General features: G+C 42.5%; 20 protein-coding genes. 6 read left to right on the top strand and 14 right to left on the bottom strand.

Features of this window, described 5'->3' with window-relative positions:
• Positions 1 to 31 precede the first annotated feature (31 nt).
• Positions 32 to 1,684, bottom strand: coding sequence for a phosphoglucomutase (alpha-D-glucose-1,6-bisphosphate-dependent) (pgm, locus tag ACWU4D_RS07920; protein ID WP_456050869.1), 1,653 nt, complete (start codon positions 1,682 to 1,684; stop codon positions 32 to 34).
• Positions 1,685 to 1,784: 100 nt separating this feature from the next.
• Positions 1,785 to 2,336 (bottom strand): replication initiation negative regulator SeqA, encoded by a 552-nt coding sequence (gene seqA / locus ACWU4D_RS07915; protein ID WP_456050868.1) that lies wholly within the window; start codon positions 2,334 to 2,336, stop codon positions 1,785 to 1,787.
• A gap of 92 nt (positions 2,337 to 2,428) precedes the next feature.
• Between seqA and ACWU4D_RS07910 the strand changes: the two genes are divergently transcribed.
• The 4 genes from ACWU4D_RS07910 to fcrX all read left to right on the top strand — a co-directional run bounded on the left by ACWU4D_RS07910 (position 2,429) and on the right by fcrX (position 4,756).
• Complete coding sequence (locus tag ACWU4D_RS07910) at positions 2,429 to 3,196, top strand: alpha/beta fold hydrolase (RefSeq protein WP_456050867.1); 768 nt, start codon at positions 2,429 to 2,431, stop codon at positions 3,194 to 3,196.
• 103 nt (positions 3,197 to 3,299) lie between these two features.
• Positions 3,300 to 3,521, top strand: a complete 222-nt coding sequence (locus ACWU4D_RS07905; RefSeq protein ID WP_456050866.1) for a DUF2788 domain-containing protein — start codon at positions 3,300 to 3,302, stop codon at positions 3,519 to 3,521.
• A 40-nt stretch (positions 3,522 to 3,561) separates the two neighbouring features.
• Positions 3,562 to 4,089 (top strand): flavodoxin FldA, encoded by a 528-nt coding sequence (fldA, locus tag ACWU4D_RS07900; RefSeq protein WP_456050865.1) that lies wholly within the window; start codon positions 3,562 to 3,564, stop codon positions 4,087 to 4,089.
• Between the two features lie 220 nt (positions 4,090 to 4,309).
• Positions 4,310 to 4,756, top strand: coding sequence for a ferric iron uptake transcriptional regulator FcrX (gene fcrX, locus ACWU4D_RS07895; protein WP_456050864.1), 447 nt, complete (start codon positions 4,310 to 4,312; stop codon positions 4,754 to 4,756).
• 111 nt (positions 4,757 to 4,867) lie between these two features.
• Here the strand turns inward: fcrX and ACWU4D_RS07890 are convergent, their stop codons facing one another.
• From ACWU4D_RS07890 to fabB, 3 genes are all read right to left on the bottom strand, one after another.
• Complete coding sequence (locus ACWU4D_RS07890) at positions 4,868 to 5,881, bottom strand: aspartate-semialdehyde dehydrogenase (RefSeq protein WP_456050863.1); 1,014 nt, start codon at positions 5,879 to 5,881, stop codon at positions 4,868 to 4,870.
• Positions 5,878 to 7,011: a 4-phosphoerythronate dehydrogenase gene (locus tag ACWU4D_RS07885; RefSeq protein WP_456050862.1), complete on the bottom strand. Its 1,134-nt coding sequence runs from the start codon at positions 7,009 to 7,011 to the stop codon at positions 5,878 to 5,880. Before ACWU4D_RS07885 ends, ACWU4D_RS07890 begins: the two co-directional genes overlap by 4 nt.
• 136 nt (positions 7,012 to 7,147) lie before the next feature.
• Positions 7,148 to 8,359 carry a beta-ketoacyl-ACP synthase I gene (fabB, locus tag ACWU4D_RS07880; RefSeq protein WP_456050861.1) on the bottom strand — a complete coding sequence of 404 codons (1,212 nt, stop codon included), beginning with the start codon at positions 8,357 to 8,359 and terminating at the stop codon, positions 7,148 to 7,150.
• Between the two features lie 127 nt (positions 8,360 to 8,486).
• Between fabB and mnmC the strand changes: the two genes are divergently transcribed.
• Positions 8,487 to 10,496, top strand: coding sequence for a bifunctional tRNA (5-methylaminomethyl-2-thiouridine)(34)-methyltransferase MnmD/FAD-dependent 5-carboxymethylaminomethyl-2-thiouridine(34) oxidoreductase MnmC (gene mnmC / locus ACWU4D_RS07875; RefSeq protein ID WP_456050860.1), 2,010 nt, complete (start codon positions 8,487 to 8,489; stop codon positions 10,494 to 10,496).
• 98 nt (positions 10,497 to 10,594) lie between these two features.
• Here the strand turns inward: mnmC and ACWU4D_RS07870 are convergent, their stop codons facing one another.
• The 4 genes from ACWU4D_RS07870 to prmB form a co-directional block, all read right to left on the bottom strand.
• Positions 10,595 to 10,861, bottom strand: a complete 267-nt coding sequence (locus tag ACWU4D_RS07870; RefSeq protein ID WP_456050859.1) for a YfcL family protein — start codon at positions 10,859 to 10,861, stop codon at positions 10,595 to 10,597.
• 11 nt (positions 10,862 to 10,872) lie between these two features.
• On the bottom strand, positions 10,873 to 11,403 hold the full coding sequence (locus ACWU4D_RS07865) for an elongation factor P hydroxylase (RefSeq protein WP_456050858.1): 531 nt from the start codon (positions 11,401 to 11,403) through the stop codon (positions 10,873 to 10,875).
• A 75-nt stretch (positions 11,404 to 11,478) separates the two neighbouring features.
• A complete protein-coding gene (gene aroC / locus ACWU4D_RS07860) occupies positions 11,479 to 12,564 on the bottom strand; it encodes a chorismate synthase (RefSeq protein ID WP_456050857.1) in 1,086 nt (361 codons plus the stop codon).
• 160 nt (positions 12,565 to 12,724) lie between these two features.
• Complete coding sequence (gene prmB / locus ACWU4D_RS07855) at positions 12,725 to 13,657, bottom strand: 50S ribosomal protein L3 N(5)-glutamine methyltransferase (RefSeq protein WP_456050856.1); 933 nt, start codon at positions 13,655 to 13,657, stop codon at positions 12,725 to 12,727.
• 62 nt (positions 13,658 to 13,719) lie between these two features.
• On the opposite strand from prmB, the gene smrB reads away from it, so the two are divergent.
• Positions 13,720 to 14,253 (top strand): endonuclease SmrB, encoded by a 534-nt coding sequence (gene smrB, locus ACWU4D_RS07850; RefSeq protein WP_456050855.1) that lies wholly within the window; start codon positions 13,720 to 13,722, stop codon positions 14,251 to 14,253.
• 28 nt (positions 14,254 to 14,281) lie between these two features.
• On the opposite strand, the gene flhB is transcribed toward smrB, so the two are convergent.
• Genes flhB through fliO form a run of 5 tightly spaced genes read right to left on the bottom strand, consistent with a single transcriptional unit; the run spans position 14,282 to position 17,761 of the window.
• The gene (flhB, locus tag ACWU4D_RS07845; protein WP_456050854.1) at positions 14,282 to 15,412 is read right to left on the bottom strand and encodes a flagellar biosynthesis protein FlhB; all 1,131 of its coding nucleotides are present in this window, start codon (positions 15,410 to 15,412) and stop codon (positions 14,282 to 14,284) included.
• A 9-nt stretch (positions 15,413 to 15,421) separates the two neighbouring features.
• Positions 15,422 to 16,204 carry a flagellar biosynthetic protein FliR gene (fliR, locus tag ACWU4D_RS07840; RefSeq protein ID WP_456050853.1) on the bottom strand — a complete coding sequence of 261 codons (783 nt, stop codon included), beginning with the start codon at positions 16,202 to 16,204 and terminating at the stop codon, positions 15,422 to 15,424.
• An 11-nt stretch (positions 16,205 to 16,215) separates the two neighbouring features.
• Positions 16,216 to 16,485 (bottom strand): flagellar biosynthesis protein FliQ, encoded by a 270-nt coding sequence (gene fliQ, locus ACWU4D_RS07835; RefSeq protein ID WP_456050852.1) that lies wholly within the window; start codon positions 16,483 to 16,485, stop codon positions 16,216 to 16,218.
• 12 nt (positions 16,486 to 16,497) lie between these two features.
• Entirely contained in the window at positions 16,498 to 17,382 is an 885-nt protein-coding gene (gene fliP, locus ACWU4D_RS07830; protein WP_456050851.1) for a flagellar type III secretion system pore protein FliP, read from the bottom strand.
• Positions 17,372 to 17,761 carry a flagellar biosynthetic protein FliO gene (gene fliO / locus ACWU4D_RS07825; RefSeq protein WP_456050850.1) on the bottom strand — a complete coding sequence of 130 codons (390 nt, stop codon included), beginning with the start codon at positions 17,759 to 17,761 and terminating at the stop codon, positions 17,372 to 17,374. Before fliO ends, fliP begins: the two co-directional genes overlap by 11 nt.
• Between the last annotated feature and the right edge of the window lies 1 nt (position 17,762).

Here is a 17,762-nt window from a genome sequence, read left to right as displayed (position 1 = left end):
GAAAATTTTCTATAGAATGAATGATGAAACCTTACGCTAATCCAGCGTCAGCAAAGACTTGGTTAACAATCTGCTGTGCTTCAACTTCAATCTGTTTTAAATGATCATCACCACGGAAGCTTTCACAGTATATTTTGTAAACATCCTCGGTACCTGATGGTCTAGCAGCGAACCAACCGAAATCTGTGGTCACTTTCAAACCACCAATCGCTTCGCCATTACCAGGAGCATGAGTTAAACGAGCCGTGATTGGGTCGCCAGCAAGCATCTGAGCAGAGACCATCTCTGGCGACAGTTTCTTCAGCACATCTTTCTGAGGCCCATTCGCGACAGCTTGAATACGGTTGTATTTTGATTCACCGTGTTTCGCAGCGAGTTCTTCATAATAGTCCTGAGGGTTTTTTCCAGTTACGGCGGTAATTTCTGCACCTAGTAGGCACAAAAGAATCCCATCTTTATCAGTAGACCATGGTGTACCATCTTTACGAAGGAACGACGCACCAGCACTCTCTTCACCACCAAAGCCAAAACGACCAGTGAAAAGACCATCAACAAACCACTTAAACCCAACCGGTACTTCGCATAGTTCTCGACCAAGATCAGCAACAACACGATCAATTAATGCGCTCGATACAAGAGTCTTACCCACGGCTACTTCTGCTTTCCACTCACTGCGGTGACGATAAAGATAATCGATACATACCGCAAGGTAATGGTTTGGATTCATTAACCCTTTTGGAGTCACAATACCGTGACGGTCATAATCAGGATCATTGCCAAACGCAAGATCGTAATCATCCTTGAGTGCTAATAAACCCGCCATAGAATAAGGCGACGAACAATCCATTCGAATCGCGCCATCTTTATCTAACGACATAAATTGGAATGTAGGATCAATTGCTTCGTTTACTAACGTGATATCTAAGTCATAAGTTTTAGCAATTTGACGCCAGTACTCAATGCCACTTCCACCTAGAGGATCGACACCAATATGCAACTTAGCCTTTTGAATTGCTTCAATATCGATAACATTCACTAAATCGTCAACATAAGGCGTAACAAGATCGTTCTCTTGATACAATGCTGACTCTTTAGCATCTTCAAAAGACACTCGCTCTACATCGCTCATTCCACTAGCGATAATCTCATTTGCTCTGGCTTCAATTGCCTTAGTTAACGCATCTTCAGCAGGACCACCGTGAGTCGGATTATATTTAATACCACCATCTTGTGGCGGGTTGTGCGACGGCGTAATCACAATACCATCAGCAAGGTTTTCGCTTTTCTTCAGGTTGTGAGTCAAAATGGCATGAGAGACGCCTGGAGTTGGCGTATATCCATTCTCTTGTTGTGCAATGACATTGATGTTATTCGCAATTAATACTTCAATGACACTTGCAAACGCAGGTTCTGATAGAGCATGAGTATCCTTACCAACAAAAATAGGCCCTGTCACTCCATTCGCTTTACGCACTTCTGCTACAGCTTGTGCTATCGCAAGAATGTGTTGCTCATTAAAACTTGATTTATTCGATGTACCACGATGTCCCGATGTACCAAACTCGACTTTATGAGCTGCATTATTCGGTTCTGGTTTAAGTAAATAATAATTTGAAACGAGCGCAGGAATATTATTGAGATCTTCTTGTAACGCTTTTTGTCCTGCACGTGGGTGAATAGCCATAAAACATCCTTTTTAAATCAAAATTATTTATTAACATCCTCACATCAGTATTAAATTAATACGAGGCTTAAAATCCGGAGTGAGAGAACGTTCGAATTAGTTAGATTGCATTTTTAACTTTTTCAACCAACTCAGCAGGGAATTCCATTCTTACCATGACTTGTTCTACCATCTGCTGCTTACGGCTAGTATTGGTGTTAGTAATAACCCAAAATGGAGTACGAGGGATTGCTTTAGGCTTTGTTGTCGTTCCACCATCAAGCAGTGTCTGCTCGTTATCAGCAAAATAAACTCGCTTACGTCCCTTAACTTGAATTGCTTCAGAAAAGTTAACCGAATCAATATTCCATAATGTGCTTAAAACCAGCATAAAACGGTCAATCACTTTTTTCTGTGCTGCAAATTCATCTGATATAAGCAATTCACGTATCGCCTTCACAGTATCAATAGTGACTGTATCGCAAGCCGCTATATCTCCATTGTTTTCATTCTGAGACACATTGGTTTGGGTAGTGCCTGTATCTGAAGATACTGCAGATTGACCATCTATATTTAATAAGCGACGCAATATTTCCGACGCACTTTCACCAATATGACAAGTTTGGCCAGCAATATAGCGGTATAGTTCTTCATCGACCTCAATTGTTTTCATTCGCTTTTCACAATCTCTATGTTTAAACTCCTATAGATTATACCGAGATCTTTGATGATACTCCACGCTAAACCCAACAGTATTAAGAGAAAATGTCGACTTACTTAAATTATAAAATCGAAGGACAGGGTCAACCCATCGTTTTGATCCATGGCTTATTCGGAAATCTAGACAATCTAGGTTTATTGGTTCGGAATCTAAAAGAAGATCATCAAGTGATTAGTTTAGATCTTCGAAATCACGGTTTATCATTTCATGATGAAGAGCATAATTATGCTGTAATGGCTCAAGATGTTGCGAGAACTCTTAAATCCATTGGTGCTGAAAGTGCAACAATTATTGGCCACTCAATGGGTGGAAAAGTGGCGATGAAACTTACAGAAGTATCACCAAATCTTGTGTTACGCCTCATCGTTTTAGATATGGCCCCTGTCGCCTACCCGTCGAGAAGTCACGATCAAGTCTTTTCGGGTCTATTTGCTGTTATCGAGCAAAAACCCACGACACGTCAACAAGCCATGTCCATACTCGCTAAACACATAAAATTAGATGGTGTCCGCCAATTTTTAGGTAAGTCTCTCTACAAAGCAGAAACGCATTTTACTTGGCGCTTTAACGTACAAGAACTGTATCAAAACTATGAACAAATCATTGGCTGGCAGTCGCTTCCAAGTAGTGATATTCCAACCCTGTTTGTCAAAGGTGAAAACTCCGATTACATAACGTCTGAGCATCAATCAACGATTAGAGCACAGTTTCCAAATGCAAAAGCGCATATTATTGCCAATACTGGCCATTGGCTCCATGCAGAAAAGCCCGATGAAGTACTTCGAGTAATTCGAAAATTCTTAAACCAATAGTAAAAATCTTTATTTTGTAGCGAATTGTTGGTTTTTCACCAATTAACTTTGCCTAGTAACAATGGTATAGTTCGCGCAATCATTTTGGGATGAAAGACTCACTATGCTTTACGACTATATGAACCAACTAGAATCTATCGGTCTAGACATACTTTTTGCTGCAATATTTTTCTTTATCGGAATGGCAATCAAAGATGTACTAAAACAAGGTAATGTTCCTGTATTTGGACGCCGCATTGTATGGGGTGTTCTATTTTTGGGCTGTGCGGGTTTTATAGCTAAAGGCTTAATTCAACTAAGCTGGGAAGGCACTGGTTTAGGGTAAATTCATTCTACAAATCAAGACTATAAAAGGTAACAGATATATGGCAAGTGTAGGTATCTTTTTTGGCAGTGATACTGGTAATACAGAAGCTGTAGCGAAGATGATTGAAAAACAGCTAGGATCAAAACTAGTTCAAGTTCAAGATATCGCTAAAAGCAGCAAAGCAGACATTGATAACTTTGATCTTCTTTTATTTGGTATTCCTACTTGGTATTACGGTGAAGCTCAATGCGATTGGGATGACTTTTTCCCTGAGCTAGAAGCTATCGATTTCTCAGGTAAGCTTGTAGCAATGTTCGGCTGTGGTGATCAAGAAGATTATGCTGAATATTTCTGTGATGCTATGGGGACTCTCCGTGACATCGTTGAAGCTCGTGGCGCAACCATCTTAGGCTACTGGCCAGTGGAAGGGTATGAGTTTGAAGCCTCTAAAGCTTTAGTTGATGACGATAATTTCGTTGGTCTATGTATCGATGAAGACCGTCAGCCTGAACTAACAGAAGAGCGCGTAAATAAATGGGTCAAACAAATTTACGATGAAATGTGTTTAGCAGAACTCGCGGGCTAAGCGACAAACTATCGATACTATGCCTTCAACGTATTGAAGGCTTTATTATCAATAAGTTATCGATTTCAACGATACAATAACTCCCAAACACTAATCATGTAACATAACGGAATTTTTTGAAATATCCTTTTACAGTTAGTGGTTTATTATTAGCATATACTAACCTATAATGGGCGGTATATTTTCGTTGCACATCTGCAGAACATTAACAGGAAAGTCTATGTCTGATAACAATCAAGCACTTAAAGATGCAGGTCTAAAGGTTACGTTACCTCGACTTAAAATTTTAGAAGTGTTACAGCAACCAGAGTGCCAACACATCAGTGCTGAAGAGCTATATAAGAAATTAATCGATTTAGATGAAGAGATCGGACTTGCTACAGTTTATCGCGTACTCAATCAATTTGATGATGCTGGAATTGTAACTCGTCACCATTTCGAAGGTGGGAAGTCCGTATTCGAACTTTCTACACAGCACCACCATGATCATCTTGTATGCTTAGACTGCGGTGAAGTAATTGAGTTTTCTGATGATGTGATTGAACAGCGTCAAAAAGAAATCGCAGAGAAATACAATGTATCTCTGACTAACCATAGTTTATACCTATACGGTCGATGCATTGACGGGGCCTGTAAAAACGACCCTAACGCACATAAAGCTCGCTAGTTAATTTACGTTACTTAGTAATATTAAACTAAATAGAATATAAAAAACGCCAGTCACTGACTGGCGTTTTTCTGTTAGCTCAATCTAATATCGGCTTAATCATTCTACAAATTATAGATACTCATCAATAAGCAATTGAGCGATCTGGATTGCATTGATTGCAGATCCTTTACGGACATTATCAGCAACAACCCAAAAGTTTATTCCACTATGGTGGCTAATATCATTGCGGATACGCCCTACCATGACCTCATCTTTACCCGTTGCATCACGTACTGTTGTTGGAAAATCATGTCCGTTAAATACTTGAATACTTGGAGCCTGCTCTAACAACTCAGTAACTTGAGATACATCCACTGGTGTACGCGTTTCAAGGTGTACCGTCGCTGCATGACCATAAAAAACAGGTACAATGACACACGTCGGATTGACCGCAATGGAAGGATCATTAAACACTTTCTGAGTTTCTAAGACCAAGGCCATTTCTTCTCGTGTATATCCATTTTCAGTTAATTGGTCCACTTGTGGAAGGCAATTAAAAGCAATGGTCTGGCTAAAATGGTCTGACTCCGGTGGTAAACCATTTAATAGACGAGCTGTTTGCCCCGCTAATTCATCGACTCCCGCTTTTCCGGCAGCAGAAACCGACTGATAAGTGCTCACATTCACTCTTTCGACACCGAAAGCATCATGAATAGGCTTTAGCGCAACTAACAGTTGAACCGTTGTTGCAGATGGACTCGCGATAACATTTCGATTACGAAATTCTGAAATCGCTTCTGGATTAACCTCAGGGATAACAAGCGGAACATCATAGTCATAACGATAACGCTCTGTGCTGTCGATGACGATAACACCTTCGTCTGCCGCTACTGAAGCCCATTGTTCTGAAGACTCTGAGCTTTCGCAAAAGAAAGCCAAATGAACTTGCGACCAATCGAAATCCGCCACTTCTTGAATATAAAGAGACTTACCATCAACACGATATGACTTTTCTTCATTCGGTTCGCTTGCTAATAGGATTAAGTCTCCCATCGGAAATTCACGTTCCTGAAGCATATCGATAATCGCTTCACCGACAGGCTCTGACGCACCTAACAATGCAATATTAAATTCTTGGCTCATGACTTAACCTCTATTTGAAAACCGAGTTTTTCTAGTGGCGATAAATGACATTGATCATCACCCACTAAGGTAATCGCACTATATTCACGGCGATCCCAATAAGATTTACGCATCGCATCAAATGCACCTGGCTTAACGATTTCTCGTCTAAATACTGCATCATCAACTCGGACATCATAAATCATTTGAATTAAATTATAGAGTGATTGCTCATTCCACCGTCTTGATAACACCATTTTTGGCACCGGGGCAATCGGAAGCAGGTGTTTTGGGTTTGCTCGTAGCTCTTGACCTAAGAACTGACAATAACGATTAAAGATCATCGTTGTTCCACGAGCTTTTCCCTCTAGGCCATATCCGGCAATATGAGGTGTCGCAAACGCAAGCAGTGGTAGTAGCTCAAAATCCACTTCTGGTTCAAACTCAAACACATCTAGGACGGCAGTAAAACCATCTTGCTTCTGCAAACGTTGCTTTAAAGCTTGATTATCAACAATTGGGCCACGCGCGGCATTAATCAAGATTTGATCAGGTCTAAACTGATCAAGAACCGCCTGATCAATTAAATGTTTTGTGGGCCACTCACCAGAATCAACTAGCGGTGTATGAACAGTGACAACATCTGCTTGTTCTAACAATGCTTGAAGGGGTGTAAACTCTCGACTATCACCCGTGGCTTGTTTGGGAGGATCGTTGAGCAGGACTTTAATGCCGATCCCATCTAGGCATTGCGCAAGATAGCTGCCTACCTGTCCAGCACCGATGATCCCAACGGTTTTATCGAAAACCGAGAAACCCTGCTGTTGTGCCAAAATCATTAGCGAGCTGACAATGTACTCGGCAACTCCGACCTTATTACATCCCGGCGCAGCAGTAAAAAAAATGCCTTTTGAGGTCAATAGATTCTGGTCGACATGATCCATTCCAGCTGTGGCAGTACCAACAAACTTTAATTTATTGGCTTTTTCAAGCAATGCGGCATTCACTTTGGTCACCGAGCGAATCATTAATGCATCGACATCAACTAAATCATCAGCCGTTAATGTTCGGCCAGGTTTCAGTATTACTTCGCCCAATTGACTGAAAAGCGTTTCAGCATAAGGCATATTTTCATCAATTAAGATTTTCATTGGCGCGTGATATTAGCTTTAGTAAGAATAGGAAAGAGAAACAAATCGTCTTAATGAAAGTACCCGGCTACTCGAGCCGGGTACTTTGGGGCATAACCTAACACTTTAGTGACTCTAGGTCACCTAAGGTTATTAATTAAGCTTGGTATTTTTTCAAAACCAATGTCGCATTGGTTCCGCCAAAGCCAAAGCTATTCGACATAACGGTGTTTAGAGATTGCTCACGGTATTCCGTTACGATATCCAAACCAGCTGCCGCTTCATCAAGGTTTTCAATATTTACGCTTGGCGCAATGAAACCATGGTGCAACATTAGCGTAGAGTAAATAGCTTCATGAACACCAGCAGCACCTAACGCATGACCAGTCATAGCCTTAGTTGCAGAAATTGCTGGGCTGTTGCCGCCGAAAATTTCTTGAATCGCACCAAGTTCTTTCACATCGCCAACAGGAGTTGAAGTGCCGTGTGTATTTACGTAGTCGATAGAATCAACATCTTGCATTGCCATCTTCATACAACGTGCCGCACCTTCACCAGAAGGAGCTACCATATCGTAGCCATCTGATGTCGCACCATAACCTACGATTTCACCATAGATAGTCGCGCCACGAGCAAGTGCATGTTCTAGCTCTTCAACTACAACCATACCGCCACCACCAGAAATGATGAAACCATCACGGTCTGCATCGTAGGTACGCGATGCTTTTTCAGGGGTATCATTATACTTAGTCGATAATGCGCCCATTGCATCGAACATCATTGTTAATGTCCAATCAAGCTCTTCACCACCACCAGCGAAAACAATGTCTTGTTTACCTAGTTGGATCAATTCAGCCGCATGACCGATACAGTGAGCTGAAGTTGCACACGCAGAACTCATACTGTAGTTAACACCACGAATTTTAAATGGTGTCGCTAAACAAGCTGAAACCGTAGAAGACATGGTACGTGGAACCATATATGGACCGATTCTCTTAACGCCTTTATTACGCAGAGTATCAACCGCAAGTGCCTGGTTCGCTGAAGAAGCTCCGCCCGAACCAGCAACAATACCAGTACGATCGTTGGATACCATCTCTTCAGGTAGTCCTGCGTCTTTAATCGCTTCTTCCATTGATAAGTATGCATACGCAGCCGCATCACCCATAAAGCGCATTTGTTTGCGATCGATGTGCTCAGCTGGATTGATTTTCAAATCACCCCAAACCTGAGAGCGTAAACCCTGCTCTTTAAACTGTTCAGATGCAGTAATACCTGATTTACCTGCTTTTAGAGAGGCTAGCACTTCTTCGACATTGTTACCGATACTGGAAACAATACCCATACCAGTGATTACGACTCGTTTCATATAAGATCCCTATAAATCAACATTCAGCTAGATAATAACGAACAAGGATAACAAAAGTGGTCAGCTTTCCAAGAAATTCGTACAATTCGGTTACAATAATGTGTTTTTCAATAAAGATTTGCGAATTATGACCAAAATTACTCATGCTCACCTCGATTGGAACGACTCAGGAACGCCTGTCTCTGAACAATTCGACGATGTTTATTTCTCTAATGTCAATGGGCTAGAAGAGACTCGCTACGTATTTCTACGCCAAAATCAACTTCCTCAGCGTTGGCTTGAAACCGATGAAAAACGCTTTGTGATCGGTGAAACCGGATTTGGCACTGGTCTTAATTTTTTGGCCACATGGCAATGGTTTGAGCAATTTCGTCAACAGCACCCTGACGCACCACTTCAATCACTCCATTTTATAAGTTTTGAAAAATTCCCACTCAATAAGTCAGACCTAGTTAAAGCGCACCAAGCTTGGCCAGAATTGGCACACTATGCAGAGCAATTACAACAGCACTACCCTATTGCTGCTCCAGAGTGCCATCGCATCGTACTTGCCGATGGAATGGTAACGCTCGATCTCTGGTTTGGGGATATCAAAGAGTGCATGCCTAAGGTTCCAACCCCTGAAACGGGCATTATTGACGCGTGGTTTCTCGATGGATTTGCACCAAGTAAAAATCCCGATATGTGGAGCCAAGAGCTCTTCAACGGTATGGCACAACTAGCAAAGTATCAATGCAGCTGCGCTACCTTTACTGCTGCTGGGTTTGTGCGACGTGGCTTAATCGAAGCTGGTTTCGAAATGAAGAAAGTAAAGGGCTTTGGCACCAAACGAGACATGCTCGCAGGCTCAATGCAAGTTAAAACGCCTTATACCAATATTTCACCTTGCTATGCGATGCCTCCGGTTTCTAACCTTCAAGATGTGGCGATTATCGGCGGAGGTATTGCCAGTGCCAGCTTAGCGAAAGCACTCTCAGATAGAGGTATCTCTGTAACCCTTTATTGTAAAGATGCTCAACCCGCTCAAGGCGCATCAGGAAATCGTCAAGGGGCAATCTATCCACTGATCAATCATTCGCATGACGCCATTTCTCGCTTCTTTACTTCTGCTTTTATTTACTCTCGGCAATTTATTAATCACGCCGCTCAATCACTAAAGTTCGACCATGATTGGTGTGGTGTTACGCAGTTAATGTGGGATGAAAAATCAACGAGAAAGCTTCAACGATTAGGTGATGGTCAATTTCCTTCTGAGTTAGTCACACGTTTTACGTCAGGACAAACGTGCTTGTCGTTAGGTGTCCCGGTATCAAGCCCCAGTATTCACTACCCATTAGGTGGCTGGCTTTGCCCTGCACAATTAACTGAGCAGCTGATTAGTAGGTTAACCCAGAATCAAAAGCTCACCACACATTTTAACTGTGAAATTAATGAGATTACCTGGGACGATAGCGAAAAACATTGGTTATTAACATCGGGTGATCAGCGCTTCACTCATCAAACCGTTGTTATCGCTAATGGTCACTTATTCGATCAATTGTCACCAAGCAGCAAACTACCACTCGGGAAAGTAAAAGGCCAAGTTAGCCATATTCCCACCACTGATGCCCTCAAACAACTGAACAACGTGCTTTGCTATGACGGCTACATGACACCTATTAACCCCAATAATGGCCACCATTGCATTGGTGCGAGTTACGACCGGAGCCAGCTTAACAATGACTTCGATCCCGATGCTCAGCGGATAAACAAACAAAAACTGATCAACTGCGTCAACGACCAAAACTGGCCTAAAGGAGTAAATGTGGAAGATGGGTTGTCACGTCAAGGGGTCCGTTGTGTCAGTCGGGATCACCTTCCATTTGTCGGTAATATCGGTGAGTTGGACATTATTCGACATCAATATAAGGCTTCTAGCGGCTTTAAAGGGTCACCGATTGATGAAGTTCATCACTACCCTAACCTATACGCCTTCTTAGGATTAGGTTCGCGAGGACTAAGCTCTGCACCGCTACTTGGCGAATTGCTCGCATCAATAATATGTAACGATCCTTTGCCACTCCCTGTCGACATATTAGAAAAACTTCACCCAAGCCGCATGTGGGTCAGAAAGCTTCTCAAAGGAAAAGCAGTGTAAGCATTTCAATAAAAAACGAGGCGCTTAAGTAGGGCCTCGTTAATTTGATGTTTTACTAAAATTCTAGCTTATATCGAGAATATCATATCCCGACGGCACTATTTAACTTGCGCAACCAGATCGTCCCATACGCCTTGCACAATAAGTCGATCAGCCGGAGATAACTCAGAACGAGCTTCCTCCAAACTGGCAATAATCCGTTGCTTTAGCTCAGCAACATCATCAATACCTTCTTCTTCGCAGCTAGCGGCAGAAAGTGATACATGACCGCGCAAGTAACCACCTGCGAATAATTCATCATCAGATGCCGTTTCAATTCGTGCATCGATCAATTCTAGTAATTTTTCTTCAAATTCAATAATCATAAATACTCTCGTTATTTCACGATAAACAGTTCTGGCTTTAACTCAGGAGTTTGATAAAAATCTCGAAGCACGTTCGATAGACTCGCCACTCTTTCAGGGATCCCCAGCTCAAATATCTTCATCACCTCTTGATGAACAAGCTGCATAAATTGCATTCGATTAGGTTCAAATTCACCATTTAAATTGTCGCAACTCACATTAAATGGAAAACCAGCACTCACGGAAAGTATCCATTCATAAGCCTGTGGACGAATTTCCACTTTCTCGAATCGAGCTTGGGTTTCTTCGTTTCGTCCATCGGGTTCATACCAATACCCAAAATCTTCCAGCAAACGACGCTCTGGACCTGCAACGCACCAATGAGCTACCTCATGAAGCGCAGAGGCATAAAACCCTCGAGCAAAAATAATTCGATGGTAATTGCAATCTGAATCCGCTGGGCGATAGATTGGTTCATCACTGCCAAGTTCTAACCGAGTGTTATAACTAAGAGAAAACGTACGATTAAATAGAGTGATTAAGTCTTGATACTGATGTTTCATGCCATTACTCAAACAAAATAAAACCCTCGGTGGAGGGTTTTGTATAGCAACTTACGACTTGAGCGTCCAAACCAATTAAATTTTTGGTGTTTCCGTCACAACATTGTAGTTTTGACCACGATGGCGCAAGAGGTGATCCATAACCACAATGGCTAGCATCGCTTCAGCAATCGGAACAGCTCGAATCCCGACACATGGATCATGACGACCTTTAGTAATAAGCTGAGTTGCTTGCCCAGATTTATCAATGGTATCGCCTGGAACCGTAATCGATGACGTAGGCTTAAGCGCAATGTTGGCGACAATATCTTGCCCCGTTGAAATACCGCCCAAAATACCACCAGCATGATTAGACTCAAATCCTTGCGGTGACAAAGCATCACGGTGTTGGCTACCTCGTTGTTCAACGACGCCAAAACCATCGCCAATTTCAACCCCTTTTACCGCATTAATACTCATTAAAGCATGGGCAATATCGGCATCAATTCGGTCAAACACCGGCTCTCCAAGCCCAACAGGGACATTGGTCGCAACCACTTGAATTTTTGCGCCAATAGAATCGCCATCTTTTTTAAGATCACGTATTAGCTGATCAAATTGGTCAACTTTGTCGACATCTGGACAGAAAAATGCATTATTTTCGATTTCATCCCAATCGACTTTATCGATAGAGACATCACCCATTTGAGCCAAGTATGCTCTGATTTCTACGCCAAACTGATCTTTGAGATACTTTTTAGCGATCGCGCCTGCCGCCACTCGCATCGCGGTTTCACGAGCAGATGAACGACCACCACCACGATAATCTCTCACACCATATTTCTGATGGTAAGTATAATCGGCATGACCTGGACGAAATTTATCTTTGATATCTGAATAATCTTTTGAACGCTGATCGGTATTCTCAATCAATAGACCGATAGACGTACCAGTGGTTTTTCCTTCAAACACACCTGAAAGAATTTTCACTTCATCCGCTTCACGACGTTGAGTCGTATAACGGGATGTTCCGGGGCGTCGACGATCCAAATCTACCTGCAAATCAGACTCAGAAATTTCCAAATCTGGAGGACATCCATCCACCACACAGCCTAATGCAATGCCGTGACTTTCCCCGAACGTAGTGACTCGGAAGTGTTGTCCGATACTATTTCCTGCCATGAAATCCTCTACCTTAGTTCCAGCACTTCAAGTATGCCTTCAAGTTTACCCTAAAATTCTTGGCCACATAGTGGCGTTATTGGGGTGAGATGTAAAGCCTCTCACCGGACTTTTCCAATAGGATTCATCTATAAAAAAGAGAACCTATCGTCGATACAAGTTAATCCAAATACGCAGAGAAAAGCGCCGCGCATTCCACCAACTGATCTCTGGTAATCATAAATACGCCGTGACCACCATTCTCAAACTCTATCCATGTAAACGGTACGTCTGGGTATTGTTCCATCATATGAACCATCGAGTTCCCCACTTCACACACCAATATTCCTTTTTCACTGAGGTAGTTAGGCGCATTAGCTAAAATTCGGCGTACTAAATCCAATCCATCAGGCCCAGAGGCTAGTCCAATAACAGGCTCATGTTCGAACTCAACAGGCAACGAGTCCATATCTTCTTGGTCAACATAAGGAGGGTTGGTCACAATCAGGTTATAGTGATCTTGTGCAAGCGCTTTAAATCCATCGGACTGCATTGGGAATACTTGATGCTCGAGACCGTGCTCCTGAACATTGATTTCAGCCACATGCAGGGCATCAGATGAAATATCGACGGCATCGACTTCTGCATCAGGAAAGGCGTGTGCGCAAGCAATAGCAATACAGCCGCTTCCGGTACATAGATCTAGGATTCGTTGCGGTCCCTCTACTAGCCAAGGTTGGAACTCTGCTTGAATCAGTTCACCGATTGGTGATCTCGGCACCAATACTCGTTCGTCAATGAAAAACTCTAAGCCACAAAACCACGCTTTATTAGTGAGATAAGCCACGGGAGTGCGCTCATTGATACGGCGAACGACCAATTCAACGAGTTTGGCTCGTTCACTTGTCGTAAGGCGAGCGTTCATCATATGTGGTGGGGTATCAATCGGAAGGTATAGTGACGGCAAAATCAGTTGAACCGCCTCATCCCAGGCATTATCGGTTCCATGACCATAAAAAAGCTGCGCAGCGTTAAATCGACTCATTGTCCAACGAATCATGTCTTGAAGGGTAACCAGTTCGGAAACGGCCTCTTCCTCAAAAATCTTATCCAAAATTATCTCCAAAAAGCGCTACAATACGACTCATTATTTCAATCAATACGAATTCCTAAGCCATGAGCAATAAAGATAACGACTTAGACGACGATGATTTTTCTCTGTTTAAAGATGCAGTACAAGGCGTAAAAAAGTTGCGACAGGATACCATAATCCAACCGCCAAGCCGAAACATCAAACAAACCGAAAAACGTAAATTTGAGAAAGAAGCGACGAATAGTGGTTTCTACTTCTCTGATGAATTCGTCCCACTACTCAATAGCGATGGACCTACTCGTTATGCTCGCAGTGATGTGTCTAAGTTTGAATTTAAACGGTTACGCCGCGGTGTGTATGTTCCCGATGTATTTTTGGATATGCATGGAATGACGCAAAAAGAGGCCAAAAGAGAGTTGGCAGCAATGCTGGCGTACTGTGTTAAAGAAAGTGTCGCTTGTGCCTGTGTTCAACATGGTATTGGTAAACATATTCTGAAGCAAAAAGTACCTATATGGCTTGCTCAACACCCGGATGTTATGGCTTATCACCAAGCCCCTCTTGAATATGGTGGCGCGGGAGCATTATTGGTTTTACTCTCAATTCCTGAGCGTTAATTATTCAAAGTGTTAATCGTTCATCACATTAATAATTCATATCGCTCGGAATATTCATTGCTGCCTCATCAAGAACAGGGCGCTGACCGCCACGTCGACGATATTGTTTTAATTGGAATACATAAGCGAGTACTTGCGCTACCGCGACAAACAATCCATCGGGAATCTCTTGCTCTAGCTCGGTTGTATGATACAGCGCCCGAGCTAAAGGTGGAGCCGCGATAATAGCAATGTCATGTTCTCGAGCCACTTCTCGAATCTTCATTGCCATATGATCAATACCTTTAGCTACGACAATGGGGGCTTTATCTGACTCTTGTTTATAGCGCAATGCCACCGAAAAGTGCTCCGGGTTGGTGACGATAACATCGGCTTGGGGGACATCCGCCATCATTCGACGTTGCGCAGCTTCTCGTTGCAACATCCGAATGCGCCCTTTTACTTCCGGCTTACCTTCGGTTTCTTTATATTCGTCTTTGACTTCTTGCTTAGTCATTTTTAATTGATTGCTGTGTTGCCAAATCTGAAACGGGATATCAATGGCAACGACAATGAGCAATGAGCAACTGATAAGGAATATGAAATTCAGTAGAATATCGAGAGCGTGAAAAATATTTTGCGGAAAAACATCAAACGATAATTGAAACAGATCCACTTTCGAAGCATTCACCAGATACATCGCCATTCCAGCGACTAATGACACCTTCAGTATAGACTTCAGTAGTTCAACCCAACTTTGCATACCAAACATTCGCTTAAAGCCACTCAGTGGATTTAGCTTAGATGCTTTTGGCATCGCCGCTTCCGCAGAAAAACGAACACCGCCCACGCCAGCAGCTCCAATCAACGCCGCCAAGAACAAAATAATAAGAATTAGAAATAAAGGAAATATCAGATTACCCAATCCATTCAAGGTAATATCAAACAATCGGCCATGGTCATAAATCTCTGCCCGGCTCAGATTAAACATTCTAGCCATAATTGCCGCCAAAGCTTTAGCTAAACTCTCACCAAACCACATAAGCGAAACAGAACCAATGACTAAAACCGACACCGACGCAAGCTCTTTTGAACGGGCAACCTGCCCTTTCTCCCGAGCTTGCTCTTGCCTTCGGGTGGTGGCGTCTTCGGTGCGTTCTTGACCGTCTGATTCTGCCATATCAGCCTCCTAGCAACTCGTTCGAATGAGTCGGCAAATTTGCGCTTCGCCTTCAAGCCAATAAAGCTCATACTGGCTGTACAACCCACTGACAATATACCAACACAATAACAAGCCAACCATAAGTGCGAACGCGAAACCCAATGAGAATATATTTAACTGAGGCGCAGCACGAGTCATAACACCAAACGATAGGTTAACCGTAAGTAGGGCTATAATGCCGGATAGTGATAACGTTAATGCAACTTTAAAAATGGTCCCAAACCATAATGCTAATTCACGATAATCCACACTACGCAGCCCACCAGTGCCAATCGGCAAAGTCTTGAAACTAAAAACCACCATGTGAATGAGTTTTAAATGACCATCTGTTGCCAAAAAAAACATCGTCGCAAGAAACATGAAAAACTGACCAAGTACGGGGGTATTTTGACCATTCGCAGGATCGACCATCGACGCAAAACCTAAGCTCGACTGCATACCAATAATTTGCCCTAACATCACAAACGTTTGGAGAATAAACTGAGTCACGATCCCAATGCCGATTCCAATGGTCAGCTGTTCAAACGTCGTTAGATAACCTTGGATGGAAAAGAGCTCTATATCGGTCGGGACTGGAGGAATAACTGACATGACAGCGAACGTAATTACGAGAGAAAGATAGAACCTGACACGAGTAGGGACAAAACGAGCACCAGTTACCGTCATCACCATCAACATTGTTGAGATACGCGTAAACGGCCAAAAGAAGTTAGCCATCCAATCAAGTATAATGTGAGTCGGATACTCCATATCTGCCTCAGTCAGTACAGTACTTGAGGCATACGCTCAATCATAGAAAAAAAGAAGTCCATTAGCATCTGAGACATCCAATGCGCAAAGGCCATTAAAGTCAACAAGGTAACAATTAGACGAGGAAGAAAACTCAGTGTTTGTTCGTTTATCGAGGTTGCCGCTTGAAAAATTGCTACAACCAAACCGATTAGAAGACTCGGAATGATAACCGCACACACCATTATTAAAACGATCCATAAGGCATCTCGAAACAGCTCAACAAACATTTCAGGTGTCATAGATATACTCCCCTAAAGCGCAAAACTGCCCGCCAGTGTCGAAAGAATCAAATTCCACCCATCAACCAAGACAAACAACATCAATTTAAAAGGTAAGGACACGATCATTGGCGAAAGCATCATCATACCCATCGCCATCAATATCGATGCGACAACTAAATCGATAACCAAAAATGGCAAGAAAAGCATAAAGCCAATTTGGAAGGCGGTTTTTAGCTCAGAAGTGACAAATGAAGGAATTAAAATTGATAATGGAACATTATTCGGGTCATCCACTTCAACGCCTGCAATTTCCACAAAGCTCTCTAGATCTTTCATTCGTGTTTGCTTAAGCATAAAAGTTCTAATTGGCCCTTGAGCAGTATCAAATGCCTCACGAGCCGAGATTTGTTCATTTAAGTAAGGTTGAACCGACTTATCGTTTATTTCATTCAATACTGGCGACATGATAAAAAAAGTAAGGAAAAGTGAGATACCGATGATAATTTGATTTGAAGGCGTCTGCTGTAATCCCATAGCTTGACGTAAAATAGACATCACGATAATGATTCGAGTAAACGACGTCATTAAAATCACCATGGCAGGCAAGAAGCCCATCACAGTCATCAAAGCTAAAATCTGCAAATTAATGGAGTAATCTTCCCCACCATTCGGATTTGTCGTCATCGTCAAAGCAGGAATGCCTTGATTCCCCAGACCTAGCACTGTATTCGATGTCGAGGTGGTTGATTGACTAATTGCATTATCAACAACCGATACAGCCGACGTTGGATCGTCAGCGGCCATAACCATTGTCGTAAGAAGGAGCATAAGTACTAATGCTTTAGTTATGACCAGTACGTTAGCTTCAAGCCAATGCTTTCCAAACAAATTCGAATAACTCTGATTACTTATCATGGCGTTTAATCACCTGATTCAGTTGCTGGGCGAAAGAGGACTTGGGCGCATCACCTTTCTCTTTTGTCGTTGAAATAGGTGTCTCTAACTTAGAAATTAGTTGAATTGATTGCGTCGTCACACCGACTAAAAATTGCTCTTCACCGGCTTGGATTACCATAACTCTCTCTTTGGTTCCAACCGGCAACTGACGAACAACACTCAAGTCACTTTGAGCACCAAGCATTGGCAAGCGCATTTTTTTAAGCATCCAAGCCAAAAACAAAATAAAGACAATGACTAAAATCAACGCCCCAAAGCTTGCCGCAATATCAAATTGTGGCGCTGTAGACGCTGCCATCGCCGGTAGCGGTAATAGCCCTATGATCATCCATTTCATG

This window comes from Vibrio phycocola (genome assembly GCF_053850235.1).
This window is presented reverse-complemented; position numbering and strand designations above follow the sequence as displayed.